Source organism: Burkholderia sp. JPY481 (assembly GCF_038900515.1).
GTDB lineage: Bacteria > Pseudomonadota > Gammaproteobacteria > Burkholderiales > Burkholderiaceae > Paraburkholderia > Paraburkholderia youngii.
The window spans coordinates 16,480-32,907 of sequence record NZ_JAYMRT010000031.1; the positions used below are offsets into that span (position 1 = coordinate 16,480).

The window sequence follows — 16,428 nt, forward strand, 5'->3', positions numbered from 1 at the left end:
CATCACAATATTAGTTTGGTGTACTGATGTAAGACGAAAAAAGTCAGATTAGCGAGAATCGAGTTGATATTGTTACATTGATAAAAGGAGACATTCGATGCCGGTACAAATTGGAGTTGACGTTGGTGGTACGTTCACGGACATATCCGCGTTGATTAATGGGCAGCTATTCCGTGCAAAAGCATATTCAACGAAGGACGTTACCACCGGCATTGTCGACGTCATCGCGAAGCTGTGCAACGCGGCGAAAATCGACGAAAGCGACTTGCTATCCCGGGTCGACAAGTTCGTGCTTGGAAACACGATCGTCACCAATGCGATCGACGAGGAACGATGGGCGAAAGTCGGGCTGCTGACCACTTACGGGTTTCGCGACTCGCTGCGCATCGGCCGGTGTGCTCGTGGGCCCGGCCGCGATCCGCACCAATACAGGCCACGTCCGGAAATCGTTGAGCGCGCTTGCATCGAGGAACTTCTTGAACGAGTGGATGCTCACGGAACCGTGCTGAGCGCAGTCGCAGAGGATGATGTGAGGGCCGCAATGGACCGCCTCATGCAGCGTGGCGTACAGGCAGTGGCTGTGTCGTTTCTCTGGTCGTTCCGAAATCCACAGAATGAGAATGCTGTTGGATCGATTATCGAACGAGATTTCCCGGGCGTTCCCTACACGCTCTCGAGCGACCTGGCGCCGGTGTTCCGCGAGTACGAGCGGACTGTCACGACTGTTCTGGACGCGGGTGTGAAGCCGATCGTCGCAAACCACTTCGAATCACTAGCCGCAACGCTGAAGTCGCGAGGGCTGGCGACCGATATCAAGATCATGCAGGTGGACGGAGGCTTCGTCTCGCTTGGCGAGGCGATGCGGGCTCCGATCAAGATGTTCAACTCCGGACCCGCTGGCGGCGTAGAAGGAGCGCGAAGGCTAGGTGCCGCGCTCGGTACGAATCGCGTCATAACAGGCGACATGGGCGGGACGAGTTACGACGCTGCGGTGATCGTGAATGGCGAGTGCCGGGTGCTGCCACGGGCAGAGATTGGGCCGTTCCCTACCGCGTTGACAGCGGTTGATATCGCTTCGATCGGGGCGGGTGGAGGCAGCCTTGCATGGATCGACGCTCGGGGCCTATTGCGAGTGGGGCCACAAAGTGTGGGCTCGACCCCTGGACCAGCTTGCTATGGCCGCGGAGGTACCGAGCCTAGCGTGACGGACGCATCTGTTGCACTCGGTCTGATTGACCCGGATTACTTTCTTGGCGGGACCATCAAATTGTCCATGTCAGCCGCAGTGGCAGCGATCCAGGAGAAACTCGCAAAGCCACTCGGTCTCAGCACGGAAAAGGCTGCCGCGGGGATACATGAACTGGCTATCCACCAGATGGCGAACGCTGTGCGAACCCTGACAGTGAATCGAGGGCACGACCCGCGAGAGTTTGTACTTGTATCGTTCGGAGGTGCCGCTGGCTTGTTCTCCGCACAAATCGCAAAGCTTTGCAACGTCCAGAAAGTGGTGGTTCCATCGACTGCCTCTGTATTTTCGTCATACGGACTGCTCAATTCGGACTCGATGCTGACGACCGTCAAGACTTCGCCCGGCGTCGTCACCGGAAGATTGAACGAAATCGAGCAGGAGTTCCGCGCCCTCGAAGCGCGGATCGATGCGTGGTTTCAAAGCGATGACATTCCTGCCGCGCGGCGCACTACCGTCCGTGAAGCGGACATGAAGTTCGCGGGGCAAATCTTCGATATTTCAACTCGCCTTCCGAGCAATCTGACTTCCGATATGGAGGAGCAGATCGAAAAGAGATTCATCGCCGACTATGAGCGGGAGTTCGGGGCGGGTACCGCCTGGGCGGAAGCTGAAATCCTGGTAACCAACCTTCGCGTTCGAGGCATTGGATCGTATGCATTGCAATCGGAGCGGCGCGACGATGTTCACGGCACGCAGACGGTTCAAGACCGGCCGCGTTCCATCTTCGATCCCATGCTCGGGAAGCGCTTTGAAGTTCCGGTGTTCCGAGCGGTCGGGCAAGGGCAACAGCTAACTGGTCCTCTCATCGTCGAGGAGCCGGACACAACGATCTACGTTCCGGCGGGAATGACATTGAACAAGGATTCCTTCGATAACTACGTCATCGAGGTGTTCGAACAGCCGGTTTCCTTCGCGCCGGTGGTGGAAGAAAGTGAACAGGAGGCGTGAGATGAAAGGCAATTACATCGAGAGCAACGTGCAAGACGCTGCAAGCATCGATCCCATCACGACGGAAGTGGTGCGTATGCGGCTCGAAAATGTCGTGAAGGAGATGGGCATATCGATGATGCGATCGTCCGGCTCGCCCGTAATCACGGAGGCGGGAGACTTCAACACGGCACTCTTCACGGCTGACGGACGCGTACTGGCATACTCCGAATTCGTGCAGTTGCATCTGGGCTCGGGACAAACCGCCGTGCGAAACCTGCTGAAAGTGGTTCGACCAGAGGAGCTCTTGCCAGGCGATGCTTTTATCAGCAATGACCCTCACACGGCAGGCTCGACGCATCCGCCCGACATTTCCGTCGTAACGCCCATCTTTCACGGCGCCGAACTCGTGGGGTTCGCGCAGTCACAGGCTCACTTCATGGACGTGGGCGGGATGACCGCGGGCGGGTTCGCACCATCGGCCCGCGATTGCTTTTCGGAAGCGCTTCGGCTGCCGCCAGGTGTGAAGATTCTTGACAAGGGGCACGTAGTTGAAGCGGTGCGGCGAATCCTCGTCAACAACGTGCGTTTGCCGGTGGTCTTGTGGAACGATGTTCGAAGCCTGATTGCGTCCAACAACGTGGGCGTTCGCCGAATGATCGAAACAATCGACGAAGTCGGATTCGAGCAGTATCGCGCAGTAATCGAACACAGTCTGACCGTCACTGAGTCCGTTATGTGCGACAGGATCTCGGCGCTCCCAGATGGCGTGTACGAGGCGGTGGAGTGGCAGGAGCATAACGGTCACAAGGATGACCTGTTCAAGATCGCAGGCAAACTCACCGTTAGCGCAGGCCGCTTATCGTTCGATTTTTCGGGCTCCTCGCCCCAGACGGACGGCTTTGTTAACTGCTCTTATGGGGCTCTGATCGGAAGTGTCTACTCGGCAGTGATCCCAACACTCGCGTGGGACATTCCGCTGAACGCTGGCGTTCTCGCGCCCGTAGACATCTTCGCGCCCAGCGGTACGATCGTGAACCCGGTGCCGCCGGCACCTGTCAGTAATGGGCATCTCGAAGTTGGAAGCCGCGTTGTTCGACTCGTAACCCGGCTCCTCAATATGGCTTGCGAGCGCAGTTCCAATGACGTCCTGCGCGGACGTGCGCAGGGCATTTGGGCCGACAGTTGGACTGGCGGAATCACTTCAGGAAACGACAAAAAGGGCAATTTCTTCGTTTTTTTCAACATGGACGGCGGGGGCATGGGGTCCGGCGCCCAGTCCACTTGCGATGGACTGGACGGCGCAGGGCTGATGACTCAGATTGGCAATATCCTGCCTGACGTCGAGATGAACGAGCTCTTTTACCCTGTTCTGTACCTCTGGAAGCGGGTTGAACCCAAAACGGCAGGCGCTGGAACCTATCGCGGCGGAATGGGCCTGGACTATGCATGGCTCCCACACGGGGCGGAGCAGACACAGCAAACGGTGTTTGCTCCCGTTGCACGCGTTCCTGCCAGCGGGTATGGCGGCGGCTACCCGGGTGGTGGCTCGGCGCAAAGGATTTACGCTGGTGTCGACCTTGCGAAATTTTTCGGCACTGGTACGTTGCAAACGAGGGAAGGTGCGACCCCACTAGTGAGTTTGCTGGAGCTGAACGATGAAGGACGGCCTCTTCACTCGAACGATGTGTTTCATCAAACAATCGCCGGTGGAGGCGGTTTCGGAGACCCGTTGCTTCGAAAGCCCGAAGATGTCGCGAAGGATCTGCGAGACGGGTACGTCTCGTCGGAAGTCGCTTTCGATGTCTACGGAATTGTCGTCGATGACGCGGGGGCGCCTGACCTCGACGCATCTCGAGCGCGGCGTCACGTGCTTCGGGCAAAGCGGCTCGGCGCTGAGCCGGGTCGTAACGCTAGCCTCGCCAGTTCAACCGCATCAGACGAAGCGCATCTGACCGGGAATTACCTTTCGTTCGTCAACGATCAGGTCTGTTGCCGTGCATGCGAAGCAAAATTGGGTGCTGCATCCAGTTGGCGAAAACAGGCAGTGATCAGACATACAAACGCTGCCGAAAGTTTGAGCCGAAGAGGCGTCGATGTACGGGCGAGCAACGGCGAGAACTCGATTCTTCTGGAAGAAGTGTTCTGCGCTGAGTGCGGGACTGCGCTAAGCGTGGATATCGTTGTGGACGGACGCAAGGAAGAGCGCTTAGGTCTCTGATAGGTCTTGCTACGGATGGGTTCTGCCGGCTCGGACAGCGGCAGAACCAGCGCAACGACCGCCACGCGATCCGCCTTCTCGTGGATCGCGCGACACCGACGCCGTGTCTTACGTCGATAGAATCGTGACCAGGGCGACCGCGGAATCGCCGGCAAGCTGGCCACCGTTGTTCTCTGCGAGGGCAACCTTTGCATGAGGACGTTGGCGCGGTCCCGCGGTGCCGCGCAGTTGCTGCGTCAATTCGACGATCTGCGCGACGCCTGTCGCGCCAACTGGATGTCCGCGCGAAAGAAGGCCGCCGCTCGGATTCACGGAAATCCGCCCGCCAATGTCGGTCGCCCCGGAGCGGATCAGACCAGCGGCATCTCCCGGCGCGCACAGACCGAGGTTTTCATAGTGAATGAGTTCGGCAGGGGCCGACGCGTCGTGAAGCTCGACGACGTGGACGTCTTCCGGGCCGATTCCGGCTTCTTCATAGGCGGCTTGCGCAGCCCGAACCGCGACCAGGTCACCTGAGCCGTCTGCCTTTGCGGAAACGATCGAACTAGCGCGAATGTAGACGGGCCGAATATCGTGGTTCCTGGCATATTCTTCAGAGCAGATGAACAGCGCCGCTGCTCCGTCGCCGATGGAGGAGCACATGAACAGCGTCAACGGATCACTCACCATGCGACTTCCAAGGACTTCCGCGATGCTGGTTTCCTTGCGAAATTGCGCGACGGGATTGAGTGAGCCAGCACGCCGGCTCTTCACGACGACGCGGGCAAAGTCGCTAGCTTCTGCGCCGCTTTTTTCCATCCACATACGAGCCTTGCGCGCGTACAGATCCATGAAGAGCGATCCGCTTCCCTTGGTATAGCCTTCGGGTAGAGGCTCTTCGAGATCGACGGCTTTCGCGAAAGCACCGAACGAGACGGCTTTATCTTCGTGGCTGAGCTTCTCTGCACCCACGACAAGCGCCGTCTCGGATTGACCGGACGCAACAGAAAGCCATGCCAGATTGAGCGCGGAGCTACCTGACGCGCACGCGTTTTCGACGTTATACATCGGCTTGCCGTCGAGACCGGTGTTCCGAAGCGATGACTGCGCCCTGATCATTTCTTGACCAGTCACCACGCCCGCAGCTGCGTTGCCGAAGAAGATGCGGTCGACGTCGTTGACGGTCACGCGCGCGTCCTTCAGCGCGAGCGACACCGCCTCTTCGGAGAGAGACTTCAGGTTGCGCTCCAGAAACTTACCAAACGGCGTCATACCGATGCCGCCAATCACTACTTTACGCATGTGTCCCTCCATGAGACAGGAAGCCAGGAGATGTCATCACGCTACACAGAAGTGCAGGACCGACATTTCTCAAGCCGTTATTTGATGATCTGAGCTTCGCTCGACATCAAAGATATTGCGAGTTACGTTGAGTCACAACCTACATTTCATGCGTGCTTGATTAAGTTTTATTAACTCGAATCCGGCGTTCCGTGCCCGGGTAATCACCTGTCTGATAGGCTCGGCCAACCGTGATATATTGGGTAAATGCGAATCCTCCCATCACTTAATGCGCTCCGGGCCTTCGAGGTAGTAGGTCGGCTGTTGAGCGTCCAATTGGCAGCGGAGGAACTCAATGTCACTCCGGCAGCCGTTAGTCATCACATCAAGGTTCTCGAAGAGCAGTTGGGAGTCGCGCTCTTCGAAAGAGGGCATAGATCGATTACCCTCACTCCGCTCGGAAAGACGTATCTCACGGAGATCTCGCGTTCGTTCGAGGCAATGAAGATTGCCACGATGAATCTGACGGAGATGAAGCAGCATAGAACGCTGAAAATTCGTGCGTACACGACCTTTTCGATGAAGTGGCTGCTACCCCGGCTGTCCACCTTTCACGCTCACTACCCGGACATCGAGGTTAGCTTAACGACTTCCCTGCAGGCGGTAGACTTCGCGAACGAGGACGTAGACGCTGCGATTCGCCTGTCATTCGAGCCATCGACCGACATGGGTTTCGATCGTCTCGCTCCGAACGAACTGGTTCCCGTTTGTAGTCCGGAGTTCCGAGCGGAGCACCCCGAGCTCAACGACAAAACGCCCGAGAGTCTGAGCAACGTACCCCTTCTGCACTCCCTCGCGCGCCGGGAAGACTGGGCGAAATGGCTCGATGCGGCAGGAGTAAGAGGCGTGAACCCACTCGCAGGACTCAGCTATGAGAGCTCCATCCTGGCATACGATGCCGCGGCGCGAGGCCACGGTATAGCGATTGCGCAAAAGGTGCTTGTGTCGGACGATATCGACAATGGAAAACTGGTTATGCCGTTTTCGTTCGCGCTCGACGAAGGCTCCTACACGTACTACCTTGTGTATCCGAAGGGGCGTCTGACGAATCCCGAACTCGCTGCATTCAGAAATTGGTTGCTGTCAGACGCCGCACTCAAGGACGAACCGCAGGCGGACTGAAGGTCCGGCACATGCTTTGGCCGGACGCCTTTCACCTGCCCTTGAAGTTAGGCGGGCGCTTCTCGGCGAATGCCGTACGTCCTTCGATTCTATCCTCCGAATCGCGCATTGCACCCCAGGCCAACTCAGTGAATTCGATCGCCTGGGCGAGTGGTACGTTGCTACTCGTTTCCGCGACCTTCTTGATCATCTGTACAGCGACGGGACCATTTCTGGCGATCGTCGAAGCCAGTTCACGCGCCTTATCCATCAAGCTGGCCGGATCGGTCAAATCCGAAATCAGGCCCACGTTTTCCGCGTAGATTGCGTCGATCTTTGCTCCGGTCAGCAGCATCTTCATGGCTACCGCGGAAGGCACGGCCTTCTGGATCGCCTGGATACCGCAGACGCCGGGGATGCTGCCCACAACCGGCTCGGGCAGGCCGAAAACCGCGTTGGTCGATGCGATGCGCAAGTCGCACTGAAGCGCCAACTCTAGGCCTCCCCCGAGGCAGTAGCCGTTGATTGCAGCAATCAGAGGTTTGAAAATGCGAAGCGAACTCAAATCGATCAGCCGAGTGTAAATGCCTTCTGTGGCGGCACGCTCAGTGGATTTGATGAACGATGCCCCGAAGTTGACGGAAGGGGGCATCGTCGACTTGAGGTCCGCGCCCACGCAAAACGACTTCTCGCCGGTAGCCGAGACAATGATGACCCGAACCTGATCGTCGTCGCGCGCAGCCGCCAGAACTTGACGAAGTTCTCGCAGACTTTCGAGGTCCAATGCGTTCAGCGCTGCCGGTCTATCGAGCAGGACGGTTGCGATGTAATTGTCTACTTTATAGGAGATACCCATGATCGTTCCTCAGAAGCTAGGGGAAGAGAGGGAGCGGCCACCGCAAACGTAAAGCGTTTGACCGGTGATATAGGAAGCTTCGCGTTTGGCAAAGAACTTGACGGCTTCGGCGATATCTTCGGGGGTACCAATACGTTGCACAGGAACGGTCTTTTTCAGCTTCTCCTGCAAATCGGCGTCAAATTTCTGGAACAACGGCGTGTCGACGATGCCAGGTGCGATGGCATTCACAGTAATACCTGCTTTGGCCCATTCGAGTGCGAGGCTTCGGGTGAGACTCACGACTCCTCCTTTGGCGGCCGAATAGTTCGCTTGTCCAACGCCACCTAACCACGCCCGAGAGGAGATATTGACGATCCGGCCATAACTGGCGGTGCTCATGTGCCGAATCGCTGCGCGACAGCAGAGGAATTGCGATTTCAGATTGACCGAGATAACCGAATCCCAATCTTCGTCAGACATCTTCGTGATGCGCTTGTCTTTAACGATTCCCGCGTTGTTGACAAGAATGTCGATACGACCAAATTTCTCGACCACATTGTCGATCGCTGTGTCGACGGACTCGGCGCTCGTGACGTCCACCTTGATGCCAGTGCAGTCGGGTTGCACTTTCCGCAGTGCTTGGACTGCGGTCTCCAGCGCATCGGGGTCCAGATCGAACAGTGCGACCCGGACACCTTCCCTGGCCAAGGCATTGGCGATTCCGAACCCGATGCCTTTTGCGCCTCCGGTGACAATTGCAACGTCGGAGCTAGATGTCTTTTCTGAAGAGTTCATGATGTCCATTCCAGCTTAAATTGAAGGGGTTACTAAAGACTCGCGATAAATGATGCTCGACCGCATTTGTTGCTGAAGGCCGTTATGGACCTACGAAAGAGGTGAACTTATCCGCCGCCGCCTCTCGTCCTGTCCGCAGGGTTTTCGACGAATATCGAGGAGACCTCTCACACCCCGTCGGCTGCGTAGCGCATCGATGACGTTGAGTGTTTTCATAATCGTCACGTGATGTTCTCGGCCGCAACCGGCGCATCGCACTCGTGCGCTTCCGCTATTGCGGCGCCGTTTTGGAGCATTGCGTCAACTTGTGCATCATCGAAGCCGAGCGAGAACAGCACCTGTCGCGTATGTTGGCCGAGCGACGGCGCGGGACGTGCCGGCTGCGCATTCTCGATGCGGCTATTGATTGGAAAGCCAGGCATCCTGATACTGCCGTGGATGGGATGCTCGACCTGCTTGATCAGGCGGTTCGCGCGCACTTGCGGATGATCGTCAAGCTGGTCATATGTGGCAACGCGGGCGCACAGAATGTCCGAACTTTGAAACTGAGCCAGCCAATGCTCGGTCGTGTGCTTTGACATCGCGGCATTGACACGAATCTCGAGTTCGGCCCGATGCTCAACTCTCAACGGAGAGGTCGCAAAACGCTCATCGGTGGCGAGCCCGGGTTCGCCGATAACTGCACAGAACCGCTCCCATCGCTGCGGCATGTACGCTGCGACCATTACCCAGCCGTTCGACGTTTTGAACGCCTGGTTGGGCGCCGAATAGGGCGCGGCGCTGCCGATCAGCTCGGGAAGCCGGCCATCCGCCAGGTAACTGGCGATCGAAGATTGCTGCAGCGCGAGTGCTGACGCCATGAGGCTGACGTCAAGATGCCCGCCTTGTCCGTCGCGAATCCTGCTGAACAGCTTTCCAAGGATGCCGACGCAGGCAATGTAACCGGTGGTCACGTCGACGATCGGCGCCTGCACTTTGCAAGGTCCACTTCCTTGCATGCCGATAAGACTCATCAAGCCGGATTCCGCCTGCAGAATTCCGTCTACGCCGGCTTGATGAGAACAGGGTCCCTCTTGTCCATAGGCCGAGATCGAACAATAGACAATGGAAGGACATTCCTGTCGCACCTTGTCTGGCCCGATTCCCAATTTTTCCATCACGCCCGGTCGCATGCTTTCGACGACAACGTCAGCCTGCTTGATAAGCCGCCACGCTGCCGCCAAACCTTCGGGGGACTTGAGGTCGAGGCAGATGCTCAGTTTATTGCGGTTGAAACTGTGATACAGGGCGCTGTCTTCTCCAATCCACGCAGGACCGAGTCCGCGTGCCAAATCACCACTCGGGCTTTCGACCTTGATTACCCTGGCACCCATGTCCGCCAATAGCATCGTACAGGTGGGTCCGGCACCGATCTGGGTGAAGTCTGCGACGGTGATTCCCGTCAACGCACTAGCAAGCATGCTATCCCTCTTTGTTGTTGGCTCCGATCGGGACGAATCCCATTCGGGCTTTGAAACGACACTCGAGACTATTAGTCGAGAACCTTTCCGCGCGTCTCCGGCATCTTCGCGTAGACGATGAAGCCCAGTACGCAAATGACTGTCACATACATCCAAAGAAGCTCCGGCATGCCGGATTTCGCCGTTGCGGTAACGATGTATGGCAGCGTGCCACCAAACAATGCGACCGAGATTGCGTACGGAAGCGCGACTCCGGTGGCGCGGACGCGAGCTGGAAACTGTTCGGCCATCACGGTTGCGGCCATCGCGGCAAAGCCCGAACACAACAGCATGCCGATCGTGGCGATGACGGTGGCGCTCACGAAGCCGTTGGTCAGAAAGTGAAGTGCCGGCCACGTATACAGAGCAGAGCCACCGGCAAACACCAGCAGAATGGGGCGTCGTCCGATTCGGTCCGAGAGCATTCCGATGAAAGGAATGGTGACCAGAGAAATGACGATTGAGATAACGCTGGCGATAAATGCCGTGTTGAGTGGCATTCCGGTACGCAGATGGACCAACGTCGGAAACATGACCAGCCAAAGATAGATGCACAGGTTTCCAGCCATCGCAATGCCGATCACCCTCAACGCGGCCTTGCGATGATCGCGAACGAGGGCCATCAAGGGATTCACTGCCTTTTCGCCGGAGGCTGCAACGCGCGTGAACGCAGCGGTTTCGACAGTCGCGGCGCGCACGACCAGCACGGCGAATCCCATTACCCCGGCGATGGCGAAGGCGACTCGCCAACCCCAGTCGCCCATCGTCGCTTTGTCGAAGGTCGATGTCAGGATCGCACCGATTACGGCCGCGAGGAGAACGCCTGCGTTGACGGCCAAATGCTGCCATGAGCCGGCAAGCCCTCGTCGAGCGGGGGATGCCGTTTCGATCAGGAACGTTGACGCTGAGCCGAACTCCCCGCCCGCCGCGAACCCCTGCATGAGGCGAGCCACGACAAGGATCAACGGTGCTGCGAATCCGATCGTGGCGTATCCAGGGCAAATTGCAATAACGATCGAGCTACCTGCCATCAGTGCAACGGACACCACTAGTCCTTTCTTTCTGCCGTGCCGGTCCGCATAGGCGCCAAGCAAAGCTCCGCCGACTGGTCGCATCACAAAGCCAACTGCAAACACGGCAAAGGTTGAGAGAAGAGAAACACGAGTGTCGTTGGCGGGAAAGAAATGATGTGAAAAGAGCGGCGCGAACGTAGCGTAGATGATCCAGTCCGTGAACTCGACGATCGTTCCAAGAGTCGCCGCAAAGATGGCACGACGTTGGGCCCGCGTGAGCGACTGCGACCTCGATTCGACAGTGGCGCTGGCAACAGTATTCATGGTGTCTCCGATGTAGTTCTTTAACGAGCAGTTCGATGCGCGTTAAGAGTGGTTCCACCATCGATACTATTTTCCCGTTGCCATGGACTCAAACGGATTTTTTTGCTTGTTCAATTCAGTTTTTTTGGGCCCCGCATCGCAAGACCGTTCGTACGCCGGGCTGATCCGCCGTAGCTAAAAAAACTAAAGCGACGCTGCAAATAATTTCGGTTGTGGGCGGAACGCCCCTTCACTATTGTCCGTCAGGCTTCGGTGTTGCCCGGCGACACCAGAGCTGCTGCTGCAGGTCAATTTCAAAAGAACTGTGCCGGGAAACTCCTGGCCAAAATATGGAGACGAGCATGAGTCAAAACGAAATGGCGGGGAATGTCCGCGTTCCTTTGCTGGATAGCTCACCCGCGCCAGCCGGCGGGCTTGGAAGATCGAAGACTGCAATCGTGGCCGCGTCCCTCGGCAACATGGTCGAGTGGGTCGACTGGTTGATCTATGCCACCTTTGCGCCAATCTTCGCCGGTCAATTCTTCGCCGCGGGCGAACCTCTCGCTAACCTGCTTTCTACGTTCGCGGTCTTTGCTGTGGGTTTTCTTATGCGCCCAATCGGAGGAGCGGTGCTGGGCTCATATGCGGACCGCTACGGCAGAAAAAGAGCACTCACCTTGTCGGTGCTTCTGATGGCAGGATCGTCGCTGATCATTGCAGCGTGCCCGACGTATGGAACCATCGGTATCGCGGCTCCTGTCGTACTCGTGCTTGCGCGGCTGGTTCAGGGTTTCTCCGCTGGCGGCGAGTTTGGCTCAGCCTCTGCATTTCTGGTTGAATCGGCCGAACCGAACCAACGCGCCTTCGTGGGCTCGTGGCAGCACTTCGCACTCAATGGAGGGATATTGCTGGCATCGTTGATCGGGTTCGTAACCACCTCGTTCCTTCAAGATGGCGATCTTAAAGATTGGGGCTGGCGTGCGGGGTTTGCATTCGCGGGCGCTTTGGGAATCGTGACGCTTTGGGTGCGCAAGAACGCCAGAGAAACAGGCTCATTCCAACACATCAGTTCGTCTGGCAAGCGCAACAAGAGTCCGCTCAAGACGATGCTGCTCGAGCATCCGGCAGCGGCGCTGCGTGTAGCAGGGATCTCGATCGCCGGCACGCTCTTCAACTACCTGTGGATGGTGAACTTCCCGACCTATGCGCACTTGCGCACGGGTGTCGATCTGAAGACGGCGTTGCTGGCGAACGCATGCGCACTGGTTGTTTTCCTTATACTGCTGCCGTTCGGCGGGAAACTATCGGACCGGTATGGCCGTAAGCCGACGCTGCTGGCGTTCTCGCTTGGTTCGCTGATTTATGTCTGGCCGGCTCTTCACTTCGTGTCGGCGAGCTTCCTGAGTTTGTTTCTGACGCAGGCGATTGGAATGGTATTGCTGATCGGATATTGCGCGAACTGTGCCGCAGTGATGGCCGAGCAATTCCCAGCAGACGTCCGCGTGACAGGCATCGCGCTTCCGTATGCGGCGTCGGTCGCGATCTTTGGTGGGACAGCGCCTTATATCGTCACCTGGATGATCAAGACGGGATTCGATGACTTCGTTTGGCTGTACCTGGCGGCTGCGGCGCTAATCGGCTCTGTCGTGTACTTATACATCCCGGAGACCAAAGGGAAGGCTTTGGACTGAGACGGTCCTTCTCCTTCGGGCTGCGGCCGGGAGCGCTTTATCTAGCGTCGCCGTTCCGGATGAGACGGAAAGCCATGACCAGGCAAACGATCAGCAGGGCGGCGACGTATGCCGCCACCGCCGGCCACGCACCATGTTGCCAAAAACTTCCTCCCAAGGAACCGAGCACGCTTGAGCCCGCGTAGTAGGCAAGCAAATACAGCGATGCGGCGTGACCCTTGGCAGGCCCGGCCAAATGCCCAACCCATCCGCTTGCAACCGAATGGGATACGAAGAATCCAATCGTGACAAATACGATTCCAACAATGACCCATGCCAAAGAATGCGAGAGCGTCAATATGAGGCCGGCAATGAACACAATGAGGCCGCTGATCAGAACCGGCGCGCGTCCAAGATTGTCAGCCAGAGCTCCTGCGGTCGATGAGGACACCATTCCGAACAAATAGGCTCCAAAAATCAAGCCGCACGCGGTTGAACTCAGGTTGAAGGGCGGCGCGATGAGCCGAAATCCCGCATAGTTATATACGGTCACGAAGCCGCCCATGACGAGGAACCCGATGGCAAAAACGTACGGAAGGCGGCTGTTTGTGAGCTGCGCCTTCCAGAGGTCAAGATGATGCCGGACAGTCAAGTCGGTACGTTTCACGAAACGGCGGGAGGGCGGAAGCAACACGACAAATACGACGGCCGCGGCCAGATCTAGTGCGCCGATTGTTTCCATCGCAGTGCGCCAGGAAAAGTATTCTTCGAGCACGCTCATGCCGATCCGGCCGATCATGCCTCCGAATGCGGAACCGCCGATATAGAGACCCATTGCAAGCCCCAATCCATTGGCGGCCATTTCTTCTGACAGGTAAGCCATCGCGACGGCTGGCACGCCGCCAAGGGCTAATCCCTCCAATGCGCGGCAGATGAGCAGCATGGTCCAGCCAGGCGCTACCCCTGTTAGCAGATTGAAAATCGCGGCACATGTCATGGACACGAACATCAACCCTCGGCGCCCGACGCGTTCCGAAAGCGCACCCGCACAGAAACTCGAGACTGCGAGAAAACCGGTCGAAAGCGATAACGAAAGAGAACTGGACGCAGCGCCTATCCGAAACTCTCGGGTAAAAGCCGGAAGCAGGGGCTGTACGCAGTACAGCAACGAGAAGGTTGCGAATCCGGCAAGAAAGAGCGCAAAGGCAATTTGCTTGTAGGCAGCCGAGCGGGGCGATACGCCGTCCGGCAAGTTGTCGACCGTCGGGTGCGATAGCTTGCCAGGAATAGCGGAGCAGGTTTGAGTAGACATTTTGTACCGGCAAGTCTTGTTGCTCCGTATTCTTGTATTTTCTTGTTTATCTGTCCAATATATGAAACAGACGGTAGCGATATGTTTTGCCACTGGCTCGTCGCGCGCTCAACTGACTGATCAGGAAAATGGAACTCAGACACCTTCGATACTTTCTGGCCGTGGCGGAGGCCTCGAATTTCACCAAGGCGGCAGAGGCGCTGGGAATAGGGCAGCCGCCGCTTAGCCAGCAGATCAAATCCCTCGAAGAAGAACTCGGCGCCGATCTTTTCAAGCGTACTGCTCGCGGGGCGGAACTCACGTTTGTTGGCGAAGTGTTCGCGCAGGAAGCGCGACTGGTACTCGAAAGTGCCGAACGAGCATCGAGGGCCGCGAAACGCGCCGCCAGAGGGGAGATCGGTCATCTGCGGATGGGGTTCACTGGAACGGCCGCTTTCAATCCAAGGGTCTCTGATCTAGTCCGCCGTTTCAGAGAAGGCTTCCCGGACGCGGAGCTTACGTTGCATGAGGCCACCTCCGGCGTGTTGTTAGAGGCGTTGCAAGCCGGTCGACTCGATGTGGCCGTGGTGCGCCCGGAACGACGCCATTCCACTACGCTGCTGTTGAAAGACTGGGACGAAGAACCCATGATGGTCGCCATGCCAGTGGGTCATCGTCTGACAGCCAGGAAACGGATTGCACTCGCAGAACTCGCCGACGAAGCCTTCGTCCAGGTCCCGCGCGAAGCGGGCAGCGCGCTCTTCGATGACATTGTAGCGGCTTGCAATGCGGCCGGATTTGAACCGCGGATGGCACAACCTGCTCCTCAAATTGCGTCAGCAGTAACGCTCGTCGCCGCAGGGCTTGGAGTTTCCGTTGTGCCGAAGGCGATCACACAAGCGCAAGTGGCCGGCGTCATATATCGCCCAATCGTGGGAAGTGCATTACACGCAAGGCTGGCAATCGCGTCGAGGCGGGGAGAGACCTCTGCTGTGGTGAGGAATCTACTTTCTCTCGCATAGTTCGGGCACGTCGTCGACACGGGAGATCGACGGTCGCCGACGCTTGAGCCTCGAACACCTGAACGACATTCGGACCTGATGTCGAACTACCACCGGGACGCGACGGCGATTATGGCGATAAGACCAAGGACTATTTATCGCAAGTGCATGGATGCTTCATCCGGCACTTGGACGGCGATCGATCGACTGAATTGCACTCGTTGGACCGGCAATGAAATGGCGAAACAATCGTTTGATCGAAATGCGTCTTCGGAACGTTTTTTCTGCGAGGACCGCGGCCATCTGAGAGCGACCGATATCGCGCAGAGCGGCGGCAACGTTCGTCCACGATATTGCCGGGCGCGCATGCGCACCACGATTGGTCACTGGAAAGCGCGGCTCTCGCGCGAGAAGACATCCACTGCTGTGCTTCAATTGACGCCATCTGCTGCTTTGTTTTCGTCACCTCGGGATCAACAATGGAATCAGCGTCGGCCGGAATCTCCATTGTTCGACTTCAACGACCGGACCGCGTCGGGCACCCTGCATGATCCCCGGGATTAAGCCCCCCGAAGTGCAGAGCTTGCGGCGCCCACCAGCGCGCGGCAAGTAAGACCCCGGCGACTCACTGCCGGGGTCTCCTCTTCGAAACTCGCTTGCAGGTCAAACAGGTTGTCCTATGTCGCGTCGTGGGGGAAAAACCGCAGCGGCTCGTTGGGCGCCGCACGCAACGGCGCAAAGAATCGCGCGCAATCACATTAGCCTTGATAGACAACGAATAAAAGAGCCGACAGCCACCGCGCATCAAAAGCCCTGTGTGGTTCGTGTCGAATGAAGACGTGCATGGCATCGCCAAGCAAACGTTGATGAGCAACGCGAAAGCTCTCGGCCCAATTTCTGAGCGAGTGTGCGCTCCTTGAACAGACGGTAGTCTAGTTTTTTACGCCACTTGCGCTCAAGCAGCCCCTACGCCCAGTTGTTCGCGAACGCCGCACGATTACGGCATTTTGTGTCGAGCGAATACACGAGCGCAACTTTGCCGCATCGCGGTTGTTCGAACCGCCTTCCGCAAGTCGCACTTCTCCTTTGCCCGTTTCGAGCGCAAACGGAGGATGCGGTGAGCGGATTTTGTCTTAAAGCCCGTAACAAAATGATTGCTTTGATCTGTTAACTTCCAACGATTGCTGTTACCCTCGTCAT

General features: G+C 57.5%; 12 protein-coding genes. 6 read left to right on the plus strand and 6 right to left on the minus strand.

Annotation, left to right across the window (positions count from 1 at the left end):
- Window positions 1–97 precede the first annotated feature (97 nt).
- Window positions 98–2,197 carry a hydantoinase/oxoprolinase family protein gene (locus VSR82_RS36070; protein ID WP_498858551.1) on the plus strand — a complete coding sequence of 700 codons (2,100 nt, stop codon included), beginning with the start codon at window positions 98–100 and terminating at the stop codon, window positions 2,195–2,197.
- Between the two features lies 1 nt (window position 2,198).
- Window positions 2,199–4,397 carry a hydantoinase B/oxoprolinase family protein gene (locus VSR82_RS36075; protein ID WP_498858552.1) on the plus strand — a complete coding sequence of 733 codons (2,199 nt, stop codon included), beginning with the start codon at window positions 2,199–2,201 and terminating at the stop codon, window positions 4,395–4,397.
- Between the two features lie 108 nt (window positions 4,398–4,505).
- Here the strand turns inward: VSR82_RS36075 and VSR82_RS36080 are convergent, their stop codons facing one another.
- Window positions 4,506–5,678 (minus strand): thiolase family protein, encoded by a 1,173-nt coding sequence (locus VSR82_RS36080; protein WP_498858553.1) that lies wholly within the window; start codon window positions 5,676–5,678, stop codon window positions 4,506–4,508.
- Window positions 5,679–5,924: 246 nt separating this feature from the next.
- Here VSR82_RS36080 and gcvA point away from each other — a divergent pair, with 246 nt between their 5' ends.
- Window positions 5,925–6,839, plus strand: a complete 915-nt coding sequence (gene gcvA / locus VSR82_RS36085; protein WP_498858554.1) for a transcriptional regulator GcvA — start codon at window positions 5,925–5,927, stop codon at window positions 6,837–6,839.
- A gap of 31 nt (window positions 6,840–6,870) precedes the next feature.
- Here gcvA and VSR82_RS36090 read toward each other — a convergent pair whose 3' ends face one another.
- From VSR82_RS36090 to VSR82_RS36105, 4 genes are all read right to left on the minus strand, one after another.
- Window positions 6,871–7,674: an enoyl-CoA hydratase/isomerase family protein gene (locus VSR82_RS36090; RefSeq protein WP_498858555.1), complete on the minus strand. Its 804-nt coding sequence runs from the start codon at window positions 7,672–7,674 to the stop codon at window positions 6,871–6,873.
- 9 nt (window positions 7,675–7,683) lie between these two features.
- Window positions 7,684–8,451 (minus strand): SDR family NAD(P)-dependent oxidoreductase, encoded by a 768-nt coding sequence (locus VSR82_RS36095; protein ID WP_498858556.1) that lies wholly within the window; start codon window positions 8,449–8,451, stop codon window positions 7,684–7,686.
- Window positions 8,452–8,672: 221 nt separating this feature from the next.
- Complete coding sequence (locus VSR82_RS36100; RefSeq protein WP_498858557.1) at window positions 8,673–9,911, minus strand: CaiB/BaiF CoA transferase family protein; 1,239 nt, start codon at window positions 9,909–9,911, stop codon at window positions 8,673–8,675.
- A gap of 71 nt (window positions 9,912–9,982) precedes the next feature.
- Entirely contained in the window at window positions 9,983–11,287 is a 1,305-nt protein-coding gene (locus VSR82_RS36105) for an MFS transporter (RefSeq protein ID WP_498858558.1), read from the minus strand.
- Between the two features lie 341 nt (window positions 11,288–11,628).
- Here VSR82_RS36105 and VSR82_RS36110 point away from each other — a divergent pair, with 341 nt between their 5' ends.
- Window positions 11,629–12,957, plus strand: coding sequence for an MFS transporter (locus tag VSR82_RS36110; protein WP_498858559.1), 1,329 nt, complete (start codon window positions 11,629–11,631; stop codon window positions 12,955–12,957).
- Window positions 12,958–12,994: 37 nt separating this feature from the next.
- Here VSR82_RS36110 and VSR82_RS36115 read toward each other — a convergent pair whose 3' ends face one another.
- Window positions 12,995–14,248 (minus strand): MFS transporter, encoded by a 1,254-nt coding sequence (locus tag VSR82_RS36115; protein ID WP_498858560.1) that lies wholly within the window; start codon window positions 14,246–14,248, stop codon window positions 12,995–12,997.
- A 128-nt stretch (window positions 14,249–14,376) separates the two neighbouring features.
- Between VSR82_RS36115 and VSR82_RS36120 the strand changes: the two genes are divergently transcribed.
- Window positions 14,377–15,249, plus strand: a complete 873-nt coding sequence (locus VSR82_RS36120) for a LysR family transcriptional regulator (RefSeq protein ID WP_498858561.1) — start codon at window positions 14,377–14,379, stop codon at window positions 15,247–15,249.
- A gap of 78 nt (window positions 15,250–15,327) precedes the next feature.
- Window positions 15,328–15,792 (plus strand): hypothetical protein, encoded by a 465-nt coding sequence (locus tag VSR82_RS36125; RefSeq protein ID WP_498858562.1) that lies wholly within the window; start codon window positions 15,328–15,330, stop codon window positions 15,790–15,792.
- The last annotated feature ends 636 nt before the right edge of the window (window positions 15,793–16,428 follow it).